General features: G+C 64.1%; 20 protein-coding genes. 3 read left to right on the top strand and 17 right to left on the bottom strand.

Annotated elements, in window-relative coordinates; genetic code table 11:
* The first annotated feature begins 4 nt into the window (after nt 1-4).
* The 3 genes from ACQR3T_RS22475 to ACQR3T_RS22465 are packed head-to-tail and all read left to right on the top strand — an operon-like array spanning nt 5 to nt 1,899.
* Entirely contained in the window at nt 5-946 is a 942-nt protein-coding gene (locus ACQR3T_RS22475; protein WP_428694876.1) for an Asp23/Gls24 family envelope stress response protein, read from the top strand.
* Complete coding sequence (locus ACQR3T_RS22470; protein ID WP_428694875.1) at nt 943-1,494, top strand: hypothetical protein; 552 nt, start codon at nt 943-945, stop codon at nt 1,492-1,494. The genes ACQR3T_RS22475 and ACQR3T_RS22470 overlap by 4 nt, the downstream gene beginning before the upstream one ends.
* Nucleotides 1,495-1,518: 24 nt before the next feature.
* Nucleotides 1,519-1,899 carry a hypothetical protein gene (locus ACQR3T_RS22465; protein ID WP_428694874.1) on the top strand — a complete coding sequence of 127 codons (381 nt, stop codon included), beginning with the start codon at nt 1,519-1,521 and terminating at the stop codon, nt 1,897-1,899.
* A gap of 145 nt (nt 1,900-2,044) precedes the next feature.
* Here ACQR3T_RS22465 and ACQR3T_RS22460 read toward each other — a convergent pair whose 3' ends face one another.
* From ACQR3T_RS22460 to ACQR3T_RS22380, 17 genes are all read right to left on the bottom strand, one after another.
* Nucleotides 2,045-4,570: a polynucleotide kinase-phosphatase gene (locus tag ACQR3T_RS22460; RefSeq protein WP_428694873.1), complete on the bottom strand. Its 2,526-nt coding sequence runs from the start codon at nt 4,568-4,570 to the stop codon at nt 2,045-2,047.
* Nucleotides 4,567-5,877, bottom strand: coding sequence for a 3' terminal RNA ribose 2'-O-methyltransferase Hen1 (locus ACQR3T_RS22455; protein WP_428694872.1), 1,311 nt, complete (start codon nt 5,875-5,877; stop codon nt 4,567-4,569). The genes ACQR3T_RS22460 and ACQR3T_RS22455 overlap by 4 nt, the downstream gene beginning before the upstream one ends.
* A 277-nt stretch (nt 5,878-6,154) precedes the next feature.
* The gene (gene tuf / locus ACQR3T_RS22450) at nt 6,155-7,345 is read right to left on the bottom strand and encodes an elongation factor Tu (protein WP_032380840.1); all 1,191 of its coding nucleotides are present in this window, start codon (nt 7,343-7,345) and stop codon (nt 6,155-6,157) included.
* A gap of 102 nt (nt 7,346-7,447) precedes the next feature.
* Entirely contained in the window at nt 7,448-9,550 is a 2,103-nt protein-coding gene (fusA, locus tag ACQR3T_RS22445; RefSeq protein WP_032380505.1) for an elongation factor G, read from the bottom strand.
* Nucleotides 9,551-9,645: 95 nt separating this feature from the next.
* The gene (gene rpsG, locus ACQR3T_RS22440; RefSeq protein WP_003941856.1) at nt 9,646-10,116 is read right to left on the bottom strand and encodes a 30S ribosomal protein S7; all 471 of its coding nucleotides are present in this window, start codon (nt 10,114-10,116) and stop codon (nt 9,646-9,648) included.
* 1 nt (nt 10,117) lies between these two features.
* Nucleotides 10,118-10,492, bottom strand: a complete 375-nt coding sequence (gene rpsL, locus ACQR3T_RS22435) for a 30S ribosomal protein S12 (RefSeq protein WP_008714048.1) — start codon at nt 10,490-10,492, stop codon at nt 10,118-10,120.
* Nucleotides 10,493-10,787: 295 nt separating this feature from the next.
* The gene (locus ACQR3T_RS22430) at nt 10,788-11,315 is read right to left on the bottom strand and encodes a DUF3558 domain-containing protein (RefSeq protein WP_032380504.1); all 528 of its coding nucleotides are present in this window, start codon (nt 11,313-11,315) and stop codon (nt 10,788-10,790) included.
* Nucleotides 11,312-11,830: a DUF3558 domain-containing protein gene (locus ACQR3T_RS22425; RefSeq protein ID WP_032380503.1), complete on the bottom strand. Its 519-nt coding sequence runs from the start codon at nt 11,828-11,830 to the stop codon at nt 11,312-11,314. Before ACQR3T_RS22425 ends, ACQR3T_RS22430 begins: the two co-directional genes overlap by 4 nt.
* Before the next feature lie 89 nt (nt 11,831-11,919).
* Nucleotides 11,920-13,323: a guanine deaminase gene (locus ACQR3T_RS22420; RefSeq protein ID WP_428694971.1), complete on the bottom strand. Its 1,404-nt coding sequence runs from the start codon at nt 13,321-13,323 to the stop codon at nt 11,920-11,922.
* Nucleotides 13,324-13,383: 60 nt separating this feature from the next.
* A complete protein-coding gene (locus ACQR3T_RS22415; protein ID WP_032380839.1) occupies nt 13,384-14,010 on the bottom strand; it encodes a TetR/AcrR family transcriptional regulator in 627 nt (208 codons plus the stop codon).
* A gap of 38 nt (nt 14,011-14,048) precedes the next feature.
* Nucleotides 14,049-14,801, bottom strand: a complete 753-nt coding sequence (locus tag ACQR3T_RS22410; protein WP_032380501.1) for an enoyl-CoA hydratase family protein — start codon at nt 14,799-14,801, stop codon at nt 14,049-14,051.
* On the bottom strand, nt 14,801-15,961 hold the full coding sequence (locus tag ACQR3T_RS22405; RefSeq protein ID WP_428694871.1) for an acyl-CoA dehydrogenase family protein: 1,161 nt from the start codon (nt 15,959-15,961) through the stop codon (nt 14,801-14,803). The genes ACQR3T_RS22410 and ACQR3T_RS22405 overlap by 1 nt, the downstream gene beginning before the upstream one ends.
* The gene (locus ACQR3T_RS22400; protein WP_428694870.1) at nt 15,958-17,931 is read right to left on the bottom strand and encodes an acetyl/propionyl/methylcrotonyl-CoA carboxylase subunit alpha; all 1,974 of its coding nucleotides are present in this window, start codon (nt 17,929-17,931) and stop codon (nt 15,958-15,960) included. The genes ACQR3T_RS22405 and ACQR3T_RS22400 overlap by 4 nt, the downstream gene beginning before the upstream one ends.
* A gap of 4 nt (nt 17,932-17,935) precedes the next feature.
* Entirely contained in the window at nt 17,936-19,534 is a 1,599-nt protein-coding gene (locus tag ACQR3T_RS22395) for an acyl-CoA carboxylase subunit beta (protein WP_428694869.1), read from the bottom strand.
* Nucleotides 19,531-20,679 (bottom strand): acyl-CoA dehydrogenase family protein, encoded by a 1,149-nt coding sequence (locus ACQR3T_RS22390; protein WP_428694868.1) that lies wholly within the window; start codon nt 20,677-20,679, stop codon nt 19,531-19,533. Before ACQR3T_RS22390 ends, ACQR3T_RS22395 begins: the two co-directional genes overlap by 4 nt.
* Complete coding sequence (locus tag ACQR3T_RS22385) at nt 20,676-22,370, bottom strand: acyclic terpene utilization AtuA family protein (RefSeq protein ID WP_428694867.1); 1,695 nt, start codon at nt 22,368-22,370, stop codon at nt 20,676-20,678. Before ACQR3T_RS22385 ends, ACQR3T_RS22390 begins: the two co-directional genes overlap by 4 nt.
* On the bottom strand, nt 22,367-23,164 hold the full coding sequence (locus ACQR3T_RS22380; protein WP_428694866.1) for a TIGR03084 family metal-binding protein: 798 nt from the start codon (nt 23,162-23,164) through the stop codon (nt 22,367-22,369). The genes ACQR3T_RS22385 and ACQR3T_RS22380 overlap by 4 nt, the downstream gene beginning before the upstream one ends.
* Nucleotides 23,165-23,199 lie beyond the last annotated feature (35 nt).

The following is a 23,199-nucleotide window of genomic DNA, read 5'->3' as shown; positions in this document are numbered from 1 at the left end:
CTCGGTGACGACGCAGGCTGCATCCGACGAGGTCAGCGACGACCCCGGTTCGCGCGGCAGTGTGGAAATAAAGGATCGGGCCATCTCCCGCACTGCCATCGCAGCGGCCTTGAAAGACCCTCGGGTCACCCGCACCACCGGTGGCCTCTCGCGACTGACCGGGCGAGAGCTACCCCGCGCCGACGTCACCCTCGGTGCGGACACGATTGCCGTCAACCTCTACATCGGCGTCCGGTGGCCGTCGCAGATCACCGAGGTCACCCAGGCAGTGCACACAGCCGTCGAAGAAGCACTGGAGACGATGACGGGACTGCACGTGCATCGCGTGAACGTGCTGGTATCCGTCACCACCCTCGACAGCGGTCCCGCACCTGAGGCGAATCCCGATGCTTCGCAGGCTGTTTCACCCCGTCCACCCACCGCCGGTCCGGCCGCGATGCCGGTCGCGCTGCTGTTCGGGTTCATGCTGCTGGGCGTTGCCTTCGTAGCCGGCCGCGAGTTCTTCATCGCGCACGGAAGTATCGGTGGCAGTCCGTGGATCGCCGACGCAACAGGCTGGGTCGCCCGATTGCACTGGCAGAGTTGGATGATCGCCGCCGCGATCGGTTCCGCCCTCGTCGGATTGTCACTCGTGTTCGTCGGAGTCAAACCGCGCACGAAAACTCATTCCGGCCTGGGCGACGGGGCACCGACCGTCTGGGCAACTCCCACCGATATCGCTCGATTGTGCAGTGCTGCAGCGCAGTCCACTCGCGGAGTCACGGACGCGCATACCGTGGTGACGCGAAAGAAGATCGAGGTGCGGGTGGAGCGCGATCCTGGTTTCGAGGTCGACAGTGTCGATACTGCCGTGCGCGATTCCCTTGCTTCGGTGCTGTCCGTCGCCGCGGGTGGACGCAGGCTGACGGTTCAGCATTCGGTAGCGCAGCCGACGAGGGTCTCGTGAAGACATTCGTCGCCGGGGTGGATCGGCTTCTCGCCATCGTCGCTGGGCTCGTGCTCGTGGCCGGTGGCGGCTTCGCCCTTGCCTGGCACTACGACGTTCCGTGGGCACGAGAGACGCTGTCTCGCTTCGACCGTGCGCGTATTGCGGAGTTGCCGCAGCAGGGATGGTGGATACCGACGCTGGCGATCGTCGTCGCAGCCGCCGTCGTGGTGGCTCTGGTGTTGCTGATCGGCAACTTCTCTCCCCGAAGTACCGGAACGGCGAGCGTCATCGAGCAGCCACACTTCTCGGCGCACGCGGACCTGAGCGCCATCGCTTCCGGCGTGGCCTCGGAGTTGGCAGAATTTCACGGTGTTCGACGAGCCAGAGGAACAGCGATCGATGATCGCGGAATGCCCACCATCGCTGTATCGGTCTATGCTGCAGCGGACTTCGATGTAGTTGCCTTCACCTCCCTGGCCGAATCACGAGCCGCATTCGTCGCTGAATCTCTCGCTGGTACGTACGTCGCTACCCGCATTCAGTTGCACGTCGACAAGCGCCGGTAACAGTCCCGGCGGTACGGTATGGCCATGGTTGCATCGACGCGCACTAGGTTCGAGCGATGGTCCGGTGGAATGCCTCTCGCCGTTCCAGTGGCATTCGGGGCGGTGCTGGTGGTTACCGCCTTCGCCGCGAAACTCGGTGACAGTTCTGTTTACTTCTACGTTCCCCTGGTGTTCGCAACGACCGGGACGATGATCTGGCTGAAAGCACGCCATACCCCCACCCTCGTACAAGCCGCTGTCGGATCGGCATTACTGATCGGGTCCGGCCTCGTTGTCGCGGTCTGCGGTCTCGCCGGCGGTCTGCTGCTGGACTCACAGACCTTCTGGGCATCCATAGCGGTGACCGCCGCAATTGCAGCACCCATCAGTGCTGGAATCACTCCATTCGCGTCGCCGAAGGACTGAGACCGCGCCCTCCCCCTCTCCCTCCCCCGGCCCGGATCAATGCGCCTTTGTTGCATTCTGAGCGACTGAAATCCACATTGATCCAGGCAGGGGTGGGCGCAGCACTCCCGGTCTAATGGACTGCCGCGCCTTCGATGATCGGCACCTACAACCGCGGGTCCACCGGCTCCGATTCCAGTGCCAGTACCGCGAATACCGCCTGGTGGATGCGATACAGCGGTTCATTGCGCACCGATCGGTCCAACGCCTCCATGCCGAGTGCGTATTCGCGCAGAGCCATCGACTGCTTGTGTCCCACGTTCCGGTTCCGCAGTGCAGTCAGCCGATCCGGGTCGGTGTAGTCGGCACCGTAAATCAGCCGCAGATACTCTCGGCCGCGAACCTTCATACCGGGCTGCATCTTTCCGCGCGGACAGTTCTCTGCAGGTTTGACGACCATGCCTTCGCCGCCCTGAGCCGTCAACTCCTCCCACCATTTCTCTCCTGCCGCAACCGAATCGACCGATGCCAGATCCACCTCGATCCGACGGGTCGCGGCGAACACCTCGGGAGCAGCCGTCACCATCCGGTCGGCGAGATCGAGGTGCCACTGGTGCGGACGATCGGCAAAGGTTCCGAGGTTCGACGCCAACACCTGGAACGGCGCAATCCGAACGCCACTCAATCCGTCGATCGGCCAGATGTAGCGCCGATAGGCAGCGGTGAACTCCACCAGATTGTCCTGGCGAACTCTGTTGCGCTCTCTCAGTTCCTGCATGTCCAGACCACGCGACGCAGCCTGAGCAAGCACACCTGCTTCGGCCTCGAGAGTGGCCCGAGACTCCGCAGCAACAGCGGCATACTCGGTCTTGATCAGCCCCTCCGCCTTCGCAGACCAGGGCATCAGCTCACAATCGAGAATCAGCCAGCGCGAATCCACTTCGTCCCACACCCCGGCTCTTTCGAGCGCGTCGGCCACTCCGGAGATCAGCTCTCCCGTCAGTGCTTCGTCGAACACGGGACGACCGGTGCGGGTGTACGCAGTACCGAGCACTCCCTCCGGTGCATCGAACTTCTCCCGCGCGGTCTCGGCATCGCGACACACGACCACGACGACCCGCGAACCCATGTGCTTCTCCTCGCAGATCACCGCCGACGCACCGAGCGCCCGATACGCGTCGAACGCCTCCGTCGGATACTCGAGGTACCCGTCGCGCTCCGAGGTTCGACTCGGTGCCATCGTCGGCGGCAGATAGTGCAGCCACTGCGGAGCGAGCGCAAACCGACTCATCACCTCCAATGCCCCGGCAGCATTTTCGGGCCGAATCGATACCCGTCCGCGCAGCGACGTCTCGACACCTGTCGGACCGATCACGTCCGACAGATCGAGCGACGCCGCATCTCTCACGAATGCACCCACTGGACGAGCCGGCTCGTACCAGACCTGCTCGGCCGGCACCGACACGATCTCGCGCTCCGGGTAACGCAGCGCCGTCAACTTGCCACCGAATACGCAACCGGTGTCGAGACACGCAGTGTTGTTCTCCCACTCCACATCCGGCACCGGAGTATGCCCATAGAGCACCGTCGCCGAACCGCGATAGTCCTTCGCCCACGGATATCGAACCGGCAGGCCGAATTCGTCGGTCTCCCCGGTGGTGTCGCCGTACAGAGCAAAGCTTCGAACTCTGCCCGACGCCCGGTTGTGGTACTTCTCGATCAGACCGGCGTGCGCGACGACGAGCCTTCCGCCGTCGAGCACGAGGTGCGCGACGAGACCGTCGCAGAACTCGAGTACCTCCCGGCGGAACTCTGCCGACTCGGCGTCGAGCTGTTCGAGGGTCTCGGCGAGACCGTGCGAGGCCGTCACTTTCCGACCTCGCAGCGCCTTGACGAGCTTGTTCTCGTGGTTGCCCGGGACTGCCAGCGCCGCACCGGCACCGACCATCCCCATCACCAGCCGCAGCACTCCCACCGAGTCGGGCCCACGATCGACGTAGTCACCGAGGAACACAGCCGTCCGTCCGCCCGGCGGCGTTGCGCCGACCGCACGACCGGCGTCGTCACGCTCCACCGTGTAACCCAATGCTGCGAGCAGGCTTTCGAGCTCGGTGAGACACCCGTGGATATCGCCGATGACGTCGAACGGCCCGGTCAGCTCACGTCGATCACTACGCAGAGGCGTACGAACGAACGTCGCCGACACCACCGCATCGACACCGTCGAGCACATGAACCGAACGAAACCCTTCCTTGGCCAGACCTCGCATGGACCGCTGCAACTGTGACTGCTGACGGCGCAGCACATCTCGGCCGAACGTCCTGTCGGTGCGCTCGGCATTGCGCTGTGCACACACCGATTCCGGCACATCGAGCACGACGGCAACCGGCAGCACGTCGTGTTCTCGGGCCAGCGCGATCAACGCCTTGCGGGCGGCCGGTTGCACATTGGTGGCGTCGACGACTGTGAGCAGGCCGGCCCGCAACCTGGTCGCGACCAGAAATTCCAGCAGCGCGAACGCATCCTTGGTTGCGCTCTGCAGATTGGGGTCGTTGCTCACCATCCCTCGGCAGGCATCACTCGACACGGTCTCGTACGGACCGAAGTGCTGCGCCGCGAACGACGACTTGCCGGAGCCGCTGATGCCGACGAGTACGACGAGGGACAGATCCGGAATGTCGAAAGTACTCACTGGGACTGCTCCTTTCGAGTGAAGACGGCCATCTGGGTCGGGGTGCCGTGCGTGTCGTCGACGGGGCCGATGCTGTCGAAACGAACCGAGTAGGCGTGGCCGTCGGCTACCGATGACGCCCACTGCTCGAATTCGTTGCGGGTGAACTCGAATCGGTGGTCGACATGACGGAAGGCATCCGGTTCGAGCCCGGGGTACAGCACGTTGTATTCGGAGTTCGGTGTGGTCACGAGAACCGTCCGGGGACGGGCCTCGCGAAAGACCGAGCACACCAACGCTGGAAGCCGATCGAGGTCGACGTGCTCGATCACCTCCATGAGCACCATCGCGTCGAATCCCTGCAACCGCACGTCGCGGTAGGTCGCCGACGACTGGAGCAGTTCGATACGCGCCCGCTGCCGATCCGCCATGTCGTCCAGACGCAGCCGACGGTGCGCCTTGGCAAGTGCACGATCGCTCACGTCGACACCGACTATGCGCTCGAAAGTACTGTCCACCAGCAGTTCTCGCAGCAGACGACCCTCGCCGCAGCCCAGGTCGATCACCGACTTCGCGCCGACGTCTGTCAGCGCTGCCAGCACGGCGCGTACCCGCTGCTCGGACAACGTCGGATCCCTCGGGGCAACGTCGTCCTGCGGAGCGTCGGGCACCAGTCGGTCCAGTGCGGAGGCCACGAGTTCGCGGCGGTGCGCCAGGTAGCGGGATGCGATCAACGACGATTCGGGGTGGTCTCCGAGCCAATCCCCCGCTGCTCGAACGAGTTTGTCTGCCTCGTCCTCGCCAACCCAGTAGTGCTTGGCGTCGTCGAGAACCGGAAGGAGTACGTACAGGTGCCGCAGCGCTGCCGACAGAGTGAACGTGCCGGTGAGAACGAGGTCGACGTATTCGGAGTTGCCCCATTCCGGCTGCGTCGGGTCGAGCGGAATGGGCGTCGCCTCGACGGTCCATCCCAGGGGACCGAACAACCGTGACGTGAGGTCGGCCGCACCGCGAGACGGCGCGACAGGCATCGACACAGTCAGATCGATTGCGGCAGAGACCAACTCGGGTCTAGTCGCGCACACGCCGGTCAATGCCTGCTTGAACAACCGAGACAGTGCCACCGCATACCCCGATGCGGCAGGACTCTTGTCGTCGGTAGCGTCGAGCAGTACTGCGAGGGTTGTCCGCTCTGCCGAGACCTCGGGATACAGCACCGTCGCGGCACCCATGGGCAGGTTTCGGCTCAGCACGCGATCGGGGTGCTTGTGCAACAAATACCCGATGTCGGAGGTGTCCGGGAAATCGGTTGTGGCATTTGCAGTCACGGTCAGTAGCACCGCAGCGACGTTACGGGAGTGGGGCGTCCGATGCGTCCCATTTTCCGGTCGTGCACTCCCCTCTACCCGCCGGATCAATGCGACTTTGTTGCAGTCTGAGCGACTGAAACCCACATTGATCCCGACGGGAGGGCCGTCCGACGGGAGGGACGCACAAGGCAGGGCCGCACAAGGGAGGCCGCACATTGAGGAGGTCGCGTGCACACGCAAAAGCGGCACCCACCAGAAGGTGGGTGCCGCTTCGGTAGAGCTGGGTGAAACTAGATCACTTGACGATCTTCGTGACGCGACCGGCTCCGACGGTACGACCGCCCTCACGGATTGCGAAACGGAGGCCGACATCCATGGCGACCGGCTGGATCAGCGTGACGGACATCTCGGTGTTGTCACCGGGCATGACCATCTCGGTGCCCTCGGGGAGGGTCACAACGCCCGTAACGTCCGTGGTACGGAAGTAGAACTGCGGGCGGTAGTTGTTGAAGAACGGCGTGTGGCGGCCGCCCTCGTCCTTCGAGAGGATGTAGGCGTTGCCCTCGAACTCCGTGTGGGGAGTCGTGGTGCCGGGCTTGATGATGACCTGTCCACGCTCGACGTCTTCGCGCTTGATGCCACGAACGAGGAGGCCGACGTTGTCGCCTGCCTGACCCGAGTCGAGCAGCTTGCGGAACATTTCGATTCCGGTGACGGTGGTCTTGGTCGAGCCGGGGCGGATGCCGACGATCTCGACCTCTTCGTTGACGTTGACCGAGCCGCGCTCGATACGTCCGGTGACCACGGTGCCACGACCGGTGATGGTGAAGACGTCCTCGACGGGCATGAGGAACGGCTTGTCGGTCTCACGGACGGGATCCGGAACGGAATCGTCGACGGCCTGCATGAGCTCCAGAACCGACTCGCCCCACTTCTCGTCACCCTCGAGTGCCTTGAGTGCGGAGACCTTGATGACCGGTGCGTCCTCGTCGAACTCCTGCGAAGCGAGGAGCTCGCGGACCTCCATCTCGACGAGCTCGATGATCTCGTCGTCGTCGACCATGTCGGCCTTGTTCAGTGCGACCAGGATGTACGGAACACCGACCTGGCGGGCGAGCAGCACGTGCTCGCGGGTCTGCGGCATCGGGCCATCGGTAGCTGCCACGACCAGGATTGCGCCGTCCATCTGAGCCGCGCCGGTGATCATGTTCTTGATGTAGTCGGCGTGACCCGGTGCATCGACGTGCGCGTAGTGGCGCTTCTCGGTCTGGTACTCGACGTGGGAGATGTTGATCGTGATACCACGAGCCTTCTCCTCCGGAGCCTTGTCGATCTGATCGAAAGCCGATGCCTCGTTCAGGTCCGGGAACTTGTCGTGCAGAACCTTGGTGATTGCAGCCGTCAGCGTCGTCTTACCGTGGTCAACGTGACCGATGGTGCCGATGTTGACGTGCGGCTTCGTCCGATCGAACTTCGCCTTCGCCACTGTGTGTCCTCCTGGACTGATCTGTGCGTACCCCTGCGGGGCAAGCACGCGTATGTGTTGTTACTTATTACAGGTCGAGCGTGGTCCAGCAAACGAAGAGAATTACTCTCCGTTGACCTTCGCGATGATTTCCTTCGCTACGTTCGCGGGAACTTCTGCGTACGAATCGAAGACCATGGAGTAGTTAGCGCGGCCCTGCGTCTTCGACCGAAGGTCTCCGATGTAGCCGAACATCTCCGACAGCGGAACCAGTGCCTTGACGATACGGGCACCGCTGCGTTCCTCCATGGCCTGGATCTGACCACGGCGGGAGTTCAGGTCGCCGATGACCTCACCCATGTAATCCTCGGGCGTGATGACCTCGACGGCCATGACGGGTTCGAGAATGACGGGGCTGGCCTTACGGGCGGCTTCCTTGAACGCTTGTGAGCCGGCGACCTTGAAGGCCATTTCCGACGAGTCGACGTCGTGGTACGCACCGTCGAGCAGTGTGACCTTGACGTTGACCAGCGGGTATCCGGCGAGAACACCGTACTGCATGGCGTCCTGAGCACCTGCGTCGACCGAGGGGATGTACTCCCTGGGCACACGACCACCGCTGACCTTGTTCTCGAACTCGTAGGTCGCGCCGTCTTCGCCCTCGAAAGGCTCGAGCTTGATGATGACCTTCGCGAACTGGCCGGAGCCACCGGTCTGCTTCTTGTGCGTGTAGTCGTGCTTCTCGACCGTCTTGCGGATGGTCTCGCGGTACGCGACCTGGGGCTTGCCGACGTTGGCCTCGACCTTGAACTCGCGACGCATACGGTCGACGAGAATATCGAGGTGCAGCTCGCCCATGCCGCCGATGACGGTCTGGCCGGTGTCCTCGTCCAGCTTCACCGAGAAGGTGGGATCCTCTTCGGCGAGCTTCTGGATGGCTGTTCCCAGCTTCTCCTGGTCGGACTTGGTCTTCGGCTCGATCGACACCTGGATGACCGGGTCCGGGAAGCTCATGGACTCGAGGATGATCTGGTTCTGCGGATCGCAGAGCGTGTCACCCGTCGTGGTGTCCTTGAGGCCGATGACGGCGTAGATGTGACCGGCAGACGCAGTCGCGATCGCGTTCTCCTTGTTGGAGTGCATCTGGAAGAGCTTGCCCAGACGCTCCTTCTTGCCTTTGGTCGAGTTGATGACCTGAGCGCCGGAGTCGACCTTGCCCGAGTACACCCGGACGTAGGTGAGCTTGCCGAAGAAGGGGTGCGTCGCGATCTTGAATGCGAGAGCTGCGAACGGCTCGTCTGCGGACGGCTTGCGAGTGATCTCCTTCTCCTCGTCGCCGACGGCGTGTCCGATGGTCTCGGCAACGTCGAGGGGAGACGGGAGGTAGTCGATGACCGCGTCGAGCATGGGCTGAACGCCCTTGTTCTTGAACGCGGATCCACACAGGATCGGGTACAGCTCGCTGTTGACCGTCATCTTGCGGATGGCGCCCTTGATCTCGTCGATCGTGAGCTCTTCGCCACCGAAGTGCTTCTCCAGAAGCGCTTCGTCGGACTCGGCCACGGTCTCGAGCAGCATGGTGCGGTACTCGTCCGCGCGCTCCTTGAGGTTTTCCGGGATCTCCTGGATCTCGTACTTCTCGCCGAGCTTGGTCTCGCCACTCCACACGAGCGCCTTCATCTGCACGAGGTCGATGACGCCCTCGAAATCGTTCTCTGCACCGATGGGCAGCTGGATGACCAGCGGCTTGGCACCGAGACGATCGATGATGGTCTGCACGGTGTAGTAGAAGTCCGCGCCGAGCTTGTCCATCTTGTTGACGAAGCAGATGCGCGGCACGTCGTACTTGTCGGCCTGACGCCAGACCTGCTCGGACTGCGGCTCGACACCTTCTTTGCCGTCGAACACTGCGACAGCGCCGTCGAGGACGCGCAGCGAACGCTCCACCTCGACGGTGAAGTCGACGTGACCGGGGGTGTCGATGATGTTGATCTGGTTGTCGTTCCAGAAGCACGTCGTGGCAGCAGAGGTGATCGTGATGCCACGCTCCTGCTCCTGCTCCATCCAGTCCATGGTGGCTGCGCCATCGTGAACTTCACCGATCTTGTAGGAGATACCGGTGTAGAAGAGGATGCGTTCGGTAGTGGTGGTCTTGCCGGCATCGATGTGGGCCATGATGCCGATGTTGCGGACCTTGTTGAGGTCGGTCAGCACGTCCTGTGCCACGAGTTAACCCGCCTTGGTGTTGGAAGAGGTATTGCCTGAGCTGATCAACGCTCCGGCGGTATCGGATAGTTCCGAATACCGCCCGAGCGAGGAGATCACCAGCGGTAGTGGGCGAACGCCTTGTTGGCTTCGGCCATCTTGTGAGTGTCCTCGCGACGCTTCACAGCGGCACCGAGGCCGTTGCTGGCGTCGAGCAACTCGTTCGCCAGACGCTCGACCATGGTCTTCTCACGACGAGCGCGCGAGAACGTGACCAGCCAGCGCAGTGCCAGCGTGGTGGAGCGGCCGGGACGAACCTCGACGGGCACCTGGTAGGTGGCACCACCGACGCGACGGCTGCGAACCTCGAGGGCCGGCTTGACGTTGTCGAGTGCACGCTTGAGCGTGACGACGGGGTCGGTGCCGGTCTTCTCGCGAGCCTGCTCGAGCGCCTGGTAGACGATGCGCTCTGCGGTCGACTTCTTGCCGTCGAGGAGGATCTTGTTGACGAGCTGCGTGACCAACGGCGATCCGTAGACCGGGTCGTTGATCAGCGGCCGCTTGGGTGCTGGGCCCTTGCGTGGCATATCAGCTCTTCTCCTTCTTGGCTCCGTAGCGGCTGCGAGCCTGCTTGCGGTTCTTGACACCCTGGGTGTCGAGCGAGCCGCGGATGATCTTGTAACGCACACCCGGGAGGTCCTTCACACGACCGCCGCGAACGAGCACCATCGAGTGCTCCTGCAGGTTGTGACCCTCACCGGGGATGTATGCGGTGACCTCGACCGAGGAGGTCAGGCGAACACGCGCGACCTTACGGAGAGCGGAGTTCGGCTTCTTGGGGGTGGTGGTGTACACGCGAGTGCACACGCCACGGCGCTGTGGACTGCCCTTGAGGGCAGCGGTCTTCAGTTTCGCGACCTTGTCGGTGCGTCCCTTACGGACCAGCTGGTTGATCGTTGGCATAAACCGGCTTTCTTCGTGTCGATAAACAGGGATCTAGCAGTTGGAGCAAGAGAACACTGCTCCTCACCCGGTACTGCTGCTGCTCCAGTACTGCTATCGCGGGTCTCTTGCACCCCGCGGTCGGGTGTGTCGCATACCCCCACACGTCCAGCCGGTTGCGCGCTCTTTTCAGCGAACGTGCGCACGGCTGTACCTCGCATAGGCACACAAACGGTCCGGGCAGGCCGGACACGACCCATAACGATACCCGGCGGCGCGGCCTCGGGTCAAAACACCCTTCGCCCTGATACGCAACCTATCTGCTCAGGTTGAGTGTGAGGTCGGCCAGCTTCGCCGCGGCCTGGCAGGGATCGGGGTGCGCGACATCCGGCTGATACTGCACCCACCACCCGAAGATGCCGTCCCGATCCGCACCGGCCGAGACTCCGCACGAGGCGGAATCGTTCGGACGCTGGGCCTGTATTGCCTTACGGCCCTGCACTGTTGTGTCGCTGACGGTGTACAACATCTTCTCGTCGGCCGCCCGCTCGGCGGCCAGGGTGCCGGATTCGAACCAGTTGAACGTCACCTTCACGATGCCCGCGGAGCCGATCAGATCCCATCGGCAGATGGCCCCGAAGAAGCCGCGCGCGATGTCTTCGGCACCGACTGTCTCCGTGATCTGGTCGTCGGAGACGGCATCACACTCGGTCAACAACTCGGTGAATTCTTGACTACCCGAGCCGCCGAAGCTCGCCGGCCGCGGCGTGCCCTCGACCGTCTGGGAGCATCCAGCGACGAGCAACAGGGTCGACGCCGCCGCGATCACTTGTCTGCGCGTCATTGCTTGCGCTCCACCGTCAGCTGTGCGAGCTCGTTTCCGACGTCGCAGGGCGGGCGCGCCGCGGGTTGGTCGGAGTACGTGATGGACCAATGAAAGAAGTCGTCGCCGAACTGCACGCCGATCTCGCACAGCGTGCCCTGCTCGGCCTCGAACCCCGGGTTGCCGTCGATCTCGATGTCCTTGGCCGGACGGCCGATCAGCTCGGAGCCTGCGCGTTCCCGTCCGATCGGGCTGCCTCGGTACCAGGAGAAGCTGACGCTCGGACCACTGAAGACCACGGTCTCCCACTGGCAGCCGACGGAGTTGCGGGTGATCTGGGAGAACGGGCCGGCTCCGAACGCCGATTGCACCTCGGCGTCGGTGATCGATCCGCATTCACCGAAGAACGGACCGGGCTCGTACGCCCCGGTCGTCGTCGCTGCCTCGGTCGAGGCATCGGCGGCGTCGGTATCGGAACCACCGCAGCCCGCGACCAGCGCGGCGACCGCGGTGATCACCAGTGCCACTCGCTTCATGCGGTCCTTCGCGGGTTGTCCGATCCTGCAGTTCGACGTTTGCAGCAGTTCGACGCCGCACTGAACCTATCAATCGGAGGGCGTTCCAGTCATGTGCCGTGCACAGCGCGTCCCTGCACGTACACGCCGACGATGGCAGGTTCACGCATCGCCAGCAGCAGGGCGAACAGAGTCTGGTCTCGCGCCAGTTCGGCATCGTCGGCGCGAACACCGTGGTCGATCGCGGCCGCCAACTGCGGCCACGCGGACGGATCGACGACGACAAAGTCGGCTTCCTTGCCGGTGTCGAAATTGCCGATCCGGTTCTCCATGTCCAAGGCGCGCGCCCCGGCGAGAGTTCCGGTGAACAGCAGTTCCGCCGGGTGCAGCGACAACCCGTCGTCCCCGGACTCGGAGATGTGCACCTTGAAGGCGTCGGCCAGCACTTGCGGTAGCAACCATTCGTCACCGCCGCCGAAGTCGGAGCCGATGGCGATGTTCACTCCCGCGGCGACGGTTCGCTTCCACGGCATCGTGCCCGAGCCCAGAAACTGTTGCGAGGTAGGACAGTGCGCGATGGAGGTGCCGGTCTCGGCCATCCGCTCCAGTTCGGCGTCCTGGCAGTGCACCGCGTGCGCCAGAATGGTTCGCCTGCCGAGAAAGCTCTTGCCCCCGACCTGTGAGCCCGGCAGAAACTTGCCGTCGTAGGTGTCGAGGTAGGTATCGACCCCGTAGGCATTCTTGGTGGCATCGATCTCGCCGGTGCCCGGTCGGTTGTTCTCGTTGAGGTGCGTGTGGAAGTAGACGCCACGTGTCCGTACCGAGTCGTAGAGCTCGCCGAGGTTCTTCAGCGTCTCGGTCGTCACCGACAGCGAGAACCTCGGTACGACGGCCACGTGCAGCATCGCCGTGTCGACGTCGCCGGTATCGGCGGCGTGCCACTTCTCGATCTCCTCGGACACCAGGCGGATGGCCTCGTCCTCACCGGTGATCAACGCCTTCGCCGACGCCGGGCCGGTGGTCTGCACACCGCGGCCACTGACGATGCGCAGTCCGTGCTCGCGCGTCTCGGAGAACAGCGAATCCTGCGCGTGCGGGAATGCCGACCCGAACACCATCGCCTGCGTCGTGCCCGCTCGGATGCGTGCGGCGCAGAAGTCCCTGGCCGCCGCCGCGGCGAACTCGGGATCGGCAAAGCGCGACTCGGACGGGAAGATGCACGTGTTGAGCCATTCGAGAAGCTGACCGCCGCCGTAGGAATCGCCGGCGTAGGTCTGCGGAAAGTGAATGTGAGTGTCGACGAATCCAGGCAGCAGAAACCCCGGTCGATGATCGGCAACCGAGAGGTCTGCGAATCGGCTTGGGAGAGAATCGAACTCACCGCAAAACTCGATGATGCCGTCGCCGTCGACGACAAGGGCACCGTCGGGAATCGACACCAGCGCGGTTGCGGCGTCCGTCACGGTGGGCGAGCCTGCAACGTGAAAGATGTGGCCGCGGTGCACGCGTGCGATATCGGAAGTCACCCGCCAGACTCAAGCACAGGTTCGTCGGTGCTGCAGAGCCTGCGAGTTCTACCCAGCTACCGAGCCTGCGACGACGGAGTGCCTCGCGCCGAGCGATGCGTCGAGAACGTCGGCCCACGTGCGAACGATTTCGACGCGTCGACGCGCATCATCGGTGAGCACATCGGCGAGTCCCAAACCGCGGGCGAGGTCGAGGGTCGCCTGCACGAGGCGGTGGGTCACGGGGTCGTTGTCGTCGACCCCGAGGTTCTCGACGGCCATCTGATGGGCACGGCGACCGAACCGTTCTTCGAGGGGCACGATTCGATCGCGCAACTCGGGATCGGCCGAGGCGGCCGTCCACACCTGCAGAGCCGCTTTGAACATCGGGCCGGTGTAGTACTCGACGAGCCGCTCCACGACGAGCTTCGTCCGCCCTGGCCCCGGCGGAATGTCCTGTGCTTCGCGCCGCGCGTCGTCCATCCGAGTGTCGAACATGTACTCGAGGGCTCCGGTGATGAGGTCCTCACGCGTCGGGAAATGGTGTTGGGTCGCACCGCGCGAGACCCCGGCGCGCTCGGCGACGACACCGACCGTCGTTGCGACCCAGCCCTGCTCGGCGAGCGAGTCGATCGTCGCCTCGAGCAGTCGCTGGCGCGTCACCCTGCTGCGGTCCTGCTTGGGTTCGCGCGCCATCACCATCTCCCTGCTCCTTCTACTTACTGCATCTCTACCTAGCGCTCCGCCGCCCAGGACGGAGGTCTCTTCTCCAGAAAGGACATCATCCCCTCTCGGGCCTCGTCCGATGCAAACAACCTGGCCGATTGCTCGGCGACTGCCGTCCCTCGCTCGTCGATCTCACGTCGGATCGCCGCGGTGGTGAGCTGTTTCGACTCGGCCAGGCCCTGCGGCGAACACTTCCGAAACATGATCATGTAGTCGGCCACCGCTGCCGCGGGAACGGCGTCGGCCACGGTGACCAGACCGATCGCCTCGGCGGTAGCACCGTCGAACGTCTCCCCGGTGAGGAAGTAGCGACTCGCCGCACGAGACGAAAGCCGCGGGAGCACAGCAACGGAGATGACCGATGCCGCCAGGCCGAGGCGAACCTCCGTCAGCGCGAACGAACTCTGGGGTCCGGCGACCGCAATATCGCAGGCCGCGACGAGCCCCATTCCACCTGCGCGCACATGCCCGTCGATCTGCACGACAACGGGTTTAGGGGTGTCGATGATCAACCGCATCAGGTCGAGCATCTGCCGGGTGCGCAGCTCCGGTGACGATCCGGCTTCTCGGAGGTCGGCTCCGGCACAGAACGTGGTGCCGGTGTGGCCGAGCACGATCGTTCTGACGTCGTCGTCGTGCGCCGCAGCGATGAGGCCCGCTGTCAGCTCCTCGACCAACACTGACGACAGCGCGTTTCGGTTCTGCGGCGAATCCAACGTCAAATACGCTGTGTCTTTGCCCGACTCGACGAGAACGGCCATCAGTAGCTCCTGGGCAGTCCGAGCGAGTGCTGGCTCACGAAGTTGAGGATCATCTCCCTGCTCACCGGAGCCACACGGGCGATACGGGCGGCCCCGAGCATCGCAGCCAATCCGTACTCGCTGCTCAAGCCGGCACCACCGTGGGTCTGGATCGCCTGATCGAGCGCCTTGATGCTGGCCTCGGCGGCGGCGTACTTGGCCATGTTCGCAGCCTCGGCCGCACCGAAATCGTCGCCGGAGTCGTACAGCACCGCCGCTTTCTGCATCATCAGCTTGGCGAGCTCGAGCTCGATCTTGCACTGCGCCAACGGATGAGAAAGACCCTGGTGCGCACCAATCGGCGTCTTCCAGACCGTGCGCTCCTTGGCGTACTTCACCGCCGCGTCGATGGCGTACCGGCCCATGCCGATGGCCATCGCGGCCCCGAGAATGCGTTCGGGGTTCAGGCCCGCGAACAGCTGCATCAGAGCGGCGTCGGCCTCACCGACGAGTGCCTCGGCGGGCAGCCGGACGTCGTCGAGGAACAGCACGAACTGGTGATCGGGCTCGATGATGTCCATCTCCATCTGCGTCTTCTGCAGTCCCGGAGCGTCGGTGGGCACGATGAACAGGGCCGGCTTGAGCTTGCCGGTCTTGCTGTCTTCGGTTCTGGCCACGATCAATACGGCGTCGGCCTGGTCGACACCGGAGATGTAGATCTTGTTGCCCTTGAGAATCCACTCGTCGCCATCTCGGCGCGCGGTGGTGGTGATCTGATGCGAGTTGGATCCGGCGTCGGGCTCGGTGATCCCGAAGACCATGATCTTGGAACCGTCGGCCAGAGCGGTGAGCCACTCCTGCTTCTGATCTGCCGTGCCGTACTTGCCGATGATGGTGCCGCAGATCGCCGGGCTGACGACGACGAGCAGCAGACCGGCACCGTGCGCAGCAAGCTCTTCCTGAACGAGCGCGAGCTCGTAGATGCCTGCGCCGCCACCGCCGAATTCTTCGGGCAGATTGACGCCGAGGAACCCGAGCTTGCCTGCCTCGTTCCACAGTTCGGTCAGTGGCTCACCCTTGCGCGCTTTGGGCAGAACGTAGTCGATGTAGTTGTAACGCTTGCCCAGCGACGAGACTGCGTTGCGCAGCCCCTTCTGCTCTTCGGTCTCGATGAAACTCATGATTGCTCCGCTCCCTTTTCTGTGACCACGGCAAGAACAGCACCGACTTCGACTTGCTGACCTTCTGTGACGTTCAATTCGGTGAGCACACCATCTGCAGGTGCGGTCACTGTGTGTTCCATCTTCATCGCCTCGAGCCACAGGATCGGTTGACCCGCGATGACGGTATCGCCCTGCGCAGCAGCGATTCTGATGACGCTGCCCGGCATCGGAGCCAGCAGCGACCCCGCAGCCACCTCGTCGGTGGGGTCGGTGAACCGCGGCGCCCGCACCAGGCGGACAGGTCCGAGCGCAGAATCGACGAACACGTCCGAACCGTAGCTGCGCACTGCGAAGATACGACGAATCCCGTTGTCGTCGAGCGTCACCGAGGTCGGTGTGTGCTCGACGAGTTCGACGCCGTCCAGCGAAACACCGTCTACCGAAGCGGTGAGTCCGCCGCGTCCGATCGAGTATTCGACCGTCCTGTCGTCGTAGGTCTTTCGCTGCGGCTGCGACCGGAGGTTGCGCCAGCCGCCGGGTAGTCCACGGTTCACGCGCGCCTGCGCCGTGTTGTGCGCCGCGTCTGCGAGCGCTGCGGCGAGCGCCGACAGCTCCACGCCGCGACCCTGGGCGATCGGTAGCGACAGCACATCGAGACCATGGGTGTCGAAGAAAGCGGTGTCGGTGTCGCCGGCCAGAAACGACGGGTGCCGCAGGATGTTGACCAGCAGATCTCGGTTGGTCTTCAGTCCGTGGATCGTGGCTCGCTGCAACGCTTTAGCCAGCAGATTCGCCGCCTGGTCTCGCGTCGGTGCGAACGAGATGACCTTGGCGAGCATCGGGTCGTACTGCGTTCCCACCACACTGCCGGACTCGACGCCGGAATCGACTCTGATTCCGGCCCGGTCCAGCACCTCGAACTGCGCACCGGGAATCTCGAATCGATGCACGGCACCGCTCTGCGGCTGCCAGTCCTGAGCCGGATCCTCGGCGTAAAGCCGAACTTCGATGGAGTGACCGCGCGTCGCCGGCTGCTCGGCGGGCAACCGCTCCCCCGCCGCCACCCGAATCTGCAGCGCCACCAGATCCAGACCCGTCGTGCATTCGGTGACCGGGTGCTCCACCTGTAGACGAGTGTTCATCTCCAGGAAGAAGAAGTTGCCCTTCTCGTCGGCGAGGAATTCGACGGTGCCCGCACCCTCGTAGCCGATGGCCTCGGTGGCGAGTGTTGCTGTATCGAAGAGTTTCTCGCGCATACCGTCGATGCGTTCGACGAGCGGTGACGGCGCTTCTTCGACGACCTTCTGGTGACGACGTTGGATGGAGCACTCACGCTCGCCTACTGTCCACACGGTGCCGAACCGGTCGGCCATGACCTGAACTTCGATGTGTCGGCCGGTCTCGATGTAGCGCTCGACGAACACCGTTCCGTCACCGAACGCCGACAGCGCTTCTCGCCCCGCAGCTTCGATTTCGGACTGCAGCGCATCGAGGCTGCGCACGATCCGCATACCGCGACCACCGCCACCAGCGGAGGCTTTGATCAGCACCGGGAGTTCGTTCTCGGTGACGGACTCGGGATCGAGCTGCGTCAGTACCGGCACTCCGGCGTCGGCCATCATCTTCTTGGACTCGACCTTCGAGCCCATCAGCTCGATGGCCTTGACGGGCGGCCCGATCCACGTCAAACCGGCGTCGAGTACCTGTCGGGCGAATTCCGCGTTCTCGGAGAGGAATCCGTATCCCGGATGTACTGCGTCGGCCCCGGCCTGTACTGCGGCGGCGATGACGAGCTCGCCACGAAGGTAGGTCTCCGACGAGCTGTTGCCGGGTAGGCGCACAGCGGAGTCCGCCTCATGCACGTGCGGGGAATTGGCGTCTGCGTCGGAGAACACCGCCACGGTGTCGATGCCTTCGGCGCGGCAGGTGGTGAAGACGCGGCGGGCAATTTCGCCGCGGTTGGCTACGAGGACGGACGATACGGTCATGGCTTCACATCCGGAAGACACCGAAGTTGGCGGTGCCTTCGATCGGGGCAGAGGCGATGGCCGACAGGCACATTCCCACTACCGTGCGGGTATCACGAGGGTCGATGACGCCGTCGTCGTACAGGCGTCCGGAGAGGAACATGGGTAGCGACTCGGCTTCGATCTGTGCCTCGATCATCGCGCGCATTCCGGCATCGGCCTCTGCATCGAATGCCTGGCCGCGGGCCTCGGCAGCGGCGCGTCCGACGATGGAGATGACACCGGCAAGTTGCGCGCCGCCCATGACGGCGGATTTGCTCGACGGCCAGGCGAACAGGAATCGCGGGTCGAAGGCGCGGCCGCACATGCCGTAGTGACCGGCACCGTAGGACGCACCGAGCAGGATCGAGATGTGCGGAACCGTCGAGTTGGAGACGGCGTTGATCATCATCGAGCCGTGCTTGATCATCCCGCCTTCCTCGTATTCCTTGCCGACCATGTAACCGGTGGTGTTGTGCAGGAACAACAGTGGCGTGTTCGACCGGTTGGCGAGCTGGATGAACTGCGTCGCCTTCTGCGATTCCTCGCTGAACAGCACACCGCGTGCATTGGCCAGGATGCCGATGGGATAGCCGTGCAGCTCGGCCCATCCGGTGACGAGCGAGCCGCCGTACATGGGCTTGAACTCGTCGAAATCGGAGCCGTCGACGATGCGGGCGATCACCTCGCGGGGGTCGAACGGGATCTTCAGGTCGGTGGGGACGATGCCGAGCAGATCCTCGGGGTCGGCCAGCGGCTCGATGATCTCGGCGCGCGGCTCCGGGCCCTTCTTCTTCCAGTTCAACCGAGACACGATGCTGCGTCCGATACGGATGGCATCCTGTTCATCGACGGCGAAATAGTCTGCGAGACCCGACTTTCGGGCATGCATCTCGGCCCCGCCGAGCGACTCGTCGTCGGAGTCCTCACCGGTGGCCATCTTCACCAGCGGCGGGCCGGCGAGGAACACTTTGGATTGTTCCTTGATCATGACCACGTGATCGGACATCCCGGGAATGTACGCGCCGCCGGCAGTGGAGTTGCCGAACACCAACGCGATCGTGGGAATTCCCGCCGCCGACAGCTGCGTCAGATCGCGGAACATGCGTCCGCCGGGGATGAACACCTCCTTCTGGGTCGGCAGATCGGCACCGCCGGATTCGACCAGGGAGATCACCGGCAGTCGGTTCTGGGTCGCTATGTCGTTGCCGCGGAACCCCTTCTTGAGAGTCCACGGGTTGCTGGCTCCACCGCGGACCGTCGGATCGTTGGCGACGATGAGGCACTCGACTCCACACACGACGCCGATGCCCATGACGGTGCTGGCCCCGACAGGAAAGTCGCTGCCCCAGGCTGCAAGTGGGCAGAGTTCGAGAAACGCGGAGTCCTCGTCGATCAACAGCTCGATACGCTCGCGGGCAAGTAGCTTGCCGCGCTTCTTGTGCCGCGCCACGTACTTTTCGCCGCCGCCGAGGAGAGCCTTGTCGTGTTCAGCGTCGATCTCGGCGAGTTTGGTGTTCATGGCCTCGGTGGCAACGGTGAACTGTTCCGATGCGGTGTCGAGGGTGGACTTCAGCACGCTCATGCCTGGTACCCCAATCGTTTTGCTGCCAGTCCGGTGAGGATTTCGGTGGTGCCGCCGCCGATACCGAGGATGCGCATGTCGCGGTACTGCCGCTCGACTTCGCTCTCGCGCATGTAGCCGAGCCCCCCGAAGAGTTGCACCGCCTGATTGGCGACCCACTCTCCTGATTCGACGGCGGTGTTCTTCGCGAAGCAGACCTCGGCGATGAAGTCCTGGTTCTCCTGCATGGACCGCTCGACGAGGGAGCGGGTGTAGACGCGCGCGATATCGATCTTCCGCGCCATCTCGGTGACGGTGTTCTGTACGGATTGCCGTGCGATGAGCGGTTTTCCGAACGTCTCCCGATCGCGGACCCACTGCAGAGTCAGATCGAGGCACCGTTGCGCACTGGCGTAGGCCTGCGCGGCGAGGGCGATGCGCTCGGTGAGAAACGCCTGCGCGATCTGCGCGAAGCCACTGTTCTCGGCACCGACCAGGTTGCTCACCGGCACACGAGCGTCGACGAACGAGAGCTCGGCGGTATCGGATGCGCGCCATCCCATCTTGTCGAGCTTGCTGGTGACCTCGAACCCGGGTGTGCCCTTCTCTATGACCAGCAGCGAGACGCCGGCAGCACCCTCGCCACCGGTGCGGACCGCGGTGACGACAAAATCGGCTCGACACCCGGAGGTGATGTACGTCTTCGATCCGTTGACGACGTAGTGCTCGCCATCCCTGACAGCCTTCGTCCTGAGGTGGCCGACGTCGGAACCACCGCCCGGCTCGGTGATCGCGAGCGATCCGATCTTCTCGCCGGCCAGCGTGGGCCGCACCCACTTCTCGATCTGGTCGGCGTCACCCGCGGCAACCAAGTGCGGCAACGCGATTCCGCTGGTGAACAGCGACGCGAACAGTCCGCCGGACGCACCGGCCTGATGCATCTCCTCGCAGATCACGACCGCGTCGGCCAGGTCTCCACCGTCCCCGCCGACCTCCTCGGGAAAACCGGCACCGATCAAACCGAGAGCTGCCGCCTTCTTGTGCAGATCACGCGGGATCTCGCCGTCGGTCTCCCACTGATTCATGTGCGGCGCGATGTCCTGCTCGACGAAGCTACGGACGGTCTTGCGAAGCTGCTGACGCTCGGGCGTCGTCCAGATGCTCATCCGAGTTCTCCTTTGTAAGCAATCGTTTCGGGGATGTCGATGTGCCGCGACCGCAGCCACTCACCGAGCCCCTTGGCCTGTGGATCGAACCTGGCCTGCGATGCCACGCCTTGGCCGAGGATGCCCTCGATGACGAAGTTCACGGCCCGCAGATTCGGCAGCACGTGCCGGGTGACGGTGAGTTGCTCTGCCTCGGGCAACATCTCTTTCAGGGTCTCGACCGTCAATGCGTGGACGAGCCAGGAGAATTCGTCGTCGGTGCGGACCCAGACTCCGACGTTGGCGTTGCCGCCCTTGTCGCCGCTTCGGGCCGCGGCGACGGTTCCCAGTGGTAGCCGGATGGTCGCTTCGGCTGCTCTCGGTGCCGGGAGAGTCGGGTCATCGAGGGGTTCCAACGCCCGCGTGTCCGTCGACGGTGCGATGGCGCTTTCGGTGCCGTCGGCGAGATGCGCAACGTGCGGCACCTGGTTCGCGTCGACGAAACCGGCCGTGAACACTCCGTACGGCGCTCCATTTCCCGGCGGTGCGGTCACCGAGAATCCGGGGTAGCTGGCCAGTGCGAGTTCGACTGCAACCGCGGAGAACTGGCGTCCGACGGCGTCGGGGTTGCTGTCGCGGGCCACGCAGCGCAGCAAGGCGCTGGCCGTCTCATCCGTCTCGGCGTCCGGCTTGTCGGTACGCACCAGGGTCCAGTCCAATTCGGTCGGCCGTGCGGTGAGCCAGGACTCGAATTGGCGCTGTGCAAGTTCAGCTTTGGCCTCGATGTCGAGGCCGGTGAGCACCATCGTGAATTCGTTGCGGAAGCCGCCGAGCGCATTGAGCGAGACCTTGTAGGTGGGTGGCGGCGCTTCGCCGGTCACGCCGGTGATGGACACCCGATCGCTGGACTCCTGCGCCAGGATCGCTGAGTCGATCCGTGCGGTGACGTCGGGGTTCGCGTAGCGGCCGCCGGTGATTTCGTACAGCAGCTGAGCGGTCACAGTGCCGACGCTGACAGCCCCACCGGTGCCCTCGTGCTTGGTGATGACGGACGAACCGTCGGACTCGATCTCGGCGATGGGGAATCCGGGACGAGACATGTCTGCGATCTCGGTGAAGAACGAGTAGTTCCCGCCCGTCGCCTGAGTTCCGCACTCGATGACATGTCCGGCGATCACGGCTCCGGCCAGGGCGTCGTAATCGGTCGGCGTCCAACCGAAGTGTGCCGCAGCGGGACCCACGATCACGCTGGCATCGGTGACGCGCCCGGTGACGACGACGTCGGCACCGGAGTTCAGGCATTCCACGATGCCCCACGCGCCGAGATAGGCATTTGCAGTCAGCGGGCTACCGAGGCCGAGTTCGGCCGCTCTGCCGAGAAGGTCGTCGCCGTCGACGTACGCGATCTTCGCACCGGAGTCGAGCTTCTCCAGCGCCTCGGCCAAGCCACGTGGATTCAGACCACCGGCGTTGGCGACGATCTTGACCCCTTTGTCCAGTGCCAGACCCAGGCAGTCCTCGGCCTGGCGCAGAAAGGTCTTGGCGTAGCCACGGGTTGCGTCCTTCATCCGGTCGCGGCCGAGGATGAGCATCGTGAGCTCGGCGAGGTAATCACCGGTGAGGTAGTCGAGTTCGCCGCCGTCGAGCATCTCGCGCATGGCAGAGAGGCGGTCTCCGTAGAAGCCCGAACAGTTGCCGATTCGTACGGTCATGCTTTCTCTCGTCCCGATCCTGGAGGGCCTGCGAAGGCTTGGGCGATGGTGAGCCAGTGCACGGCGTCGGATCCCTCGGCAGTGATGTCGAGGGTGTCGCGATGAGCGCGCTGGGTCACGAGGAGGCAGAAGTCGAGCGCCGATCCGCTCACGCGTTGGGCGGCGTCTTCGGGGCCCCAGGTCCACAGCTCACCCGAGGGCGCGGTGAGTTCGACGCGGAACTGTTCGATGGGAGGTGTCTGCTGATTGACCGCGTAGGCGAAATCCCTTGTACGGACTCCGATGTGCGCGACCCCGCGGATCCGGTCGGTGGGCACGCGGGAGACGCCCAGTGCGTCGGCGACATCCTGGCCGTGGGCCCAGGTCTCCATCAGCCGCGCGGTGGCCATGGACGCCGCACTCATCGGGGGTCCGAACCAGTCGATCTTGGTTCCGGGCGGTACCTGCACCAGAGCATCGGTCATGGCGTGGCGTCGGGTACGCCAGATGGTCAGTAGTCCGGGATTGCGAGCTTCTTCCTCCGCAGCCTCGTCGACGAAACCGGTGGGGTTTTCCCACGCTTTCTTCAAAGTGAGAGCGAACTCCTCCTTGGCCGCGGCATCGCCCGATGCTGCGGACGTGGTTCGCTCCGCGACGTGATCCGTCCAGGACAGATGTGCGATCTGGTGTGCGATCGTCCAGCCCTCGGCCGGTGTCGGTGCCGCCCACAGCTCTGATGTCAGTTCGGCGACGAGCGCATCGAGGTCGTCGCCCTCGGCACGGAGGTCGCCGACGAGTGTGTCGAGGTCTGCCATGGGTCCAGCTTCACAAAGGCACGAGAAAAAAGCAA

The organism is Rhodococcus sp. IEGM1428, from assembly GCF_050321865.1.
Classification (GTDB): Bacteria; Actinomycetota; Actinomycetes; order Mycobacteriales; family Mycobacteriaceae; genus Rhodococcoides.
This window is presented reverse-complemented; position numbering and strand designations above follow the sequence as displayed.

Excerpts from the sequence above, each read along its gene's own strand:
- ACQR3T_RS22415 (WP_032380839.1), bottom strand. The coding sequence starts at position 14,010 with ATGGCGCGCGAACCCAAGCAGGACCGCAGCAGGGTGACGCGCCAGCGA.
- rpsG (WP_003941856.1), bottom strand. The coding sequence starts at position 10,116 with ATGCCACGCAAGGGCCCAGCACCCAAGCGGCCGCTGATCAACGACCCG.
- ACQR3T_RS22405 (WP_428694871.1), bottom strand. The coding sequence starts at position 15,961 with ATGAGTTTCATCGAGACCGAAGAGCAGAAGGGGCTGCGCAACGCAGTC.
- ACQR3T_RS22410 (WP_032380501.1), bottom strand. The coding sequence starts at position 14,801 with ATGGCCGTTCTCGTCGAGTCGGGCAAAGACACAGCGTATTTGACGTTG.
- ACQR3T_RS22395 (WP_428694869.1), bottom strand. The coding sequence starts at position 19,534 with ATGAGCGTGCTGAAGTCCACCCTCGACACCGCATCGGAACAGTTCACC.
- ACQR3T_RS22390 (WP_428694868.1), bottom strand. The coding sequence starts at position 20,679 with ATGAGCATCTGGACGACGCCCGAGCGTCAGCAGCTTCGCAAGACCGTC.
- rpsL (WP_008714048.1), bottom strand. The coding sequence starts at position 10,492 with ATGCCAACGATCAACCAGCTGGTCCGTAAGGGACGCACCGACAAGGTC.
- ACQR3T_RS22425 (WP_032380503.1), bottom strand. The coding sequence starts at position 11,830 with ATGAAGCGAGTGGCACTGGTGATCACCGCGGTCGCCGCGCTGGTCGCG.
- ACQR3T_RS22430 (WP_032380504.1), bottom strand. The coding sequence starts at position 11,315 with ATGACGCGCAGACAAGTGATCGCGGCGGCGTCGACCCTGTTGCTCGTC.
- ACQR3T_RS22465 (WP_428694874.1), top strand. The coding sequence starts at position 1,519 with ATGGTTGCATCGACGCGCACTAGGTTCGAGCGATGGTCCGGTGGAATG.
- ACQR3T_RS22380 (WP_428694866.1), bottom strand. The coding sequence starts at position 23,164 with ATGGCAGACCTCGACACACTCGTCGGCGACCTCCGTGCCGAGGGCGAC.
- ACQR3T_RS22400 (WP_428694870.1), bottom strand. The coding sequence starts at position 17,931 with ATGACCGTATCGTCCGTCCTCGTAGCCAACCGCGGCGAAATTGCCCGC.
- ACQR3T_RS22385 (WP_428694867.1), bottom strand. The coding sequence starts at position 22,370 with ATGACCGTACGAATCGGCAACTGTTCGGGCTTCTACGGAGACCGCCTC.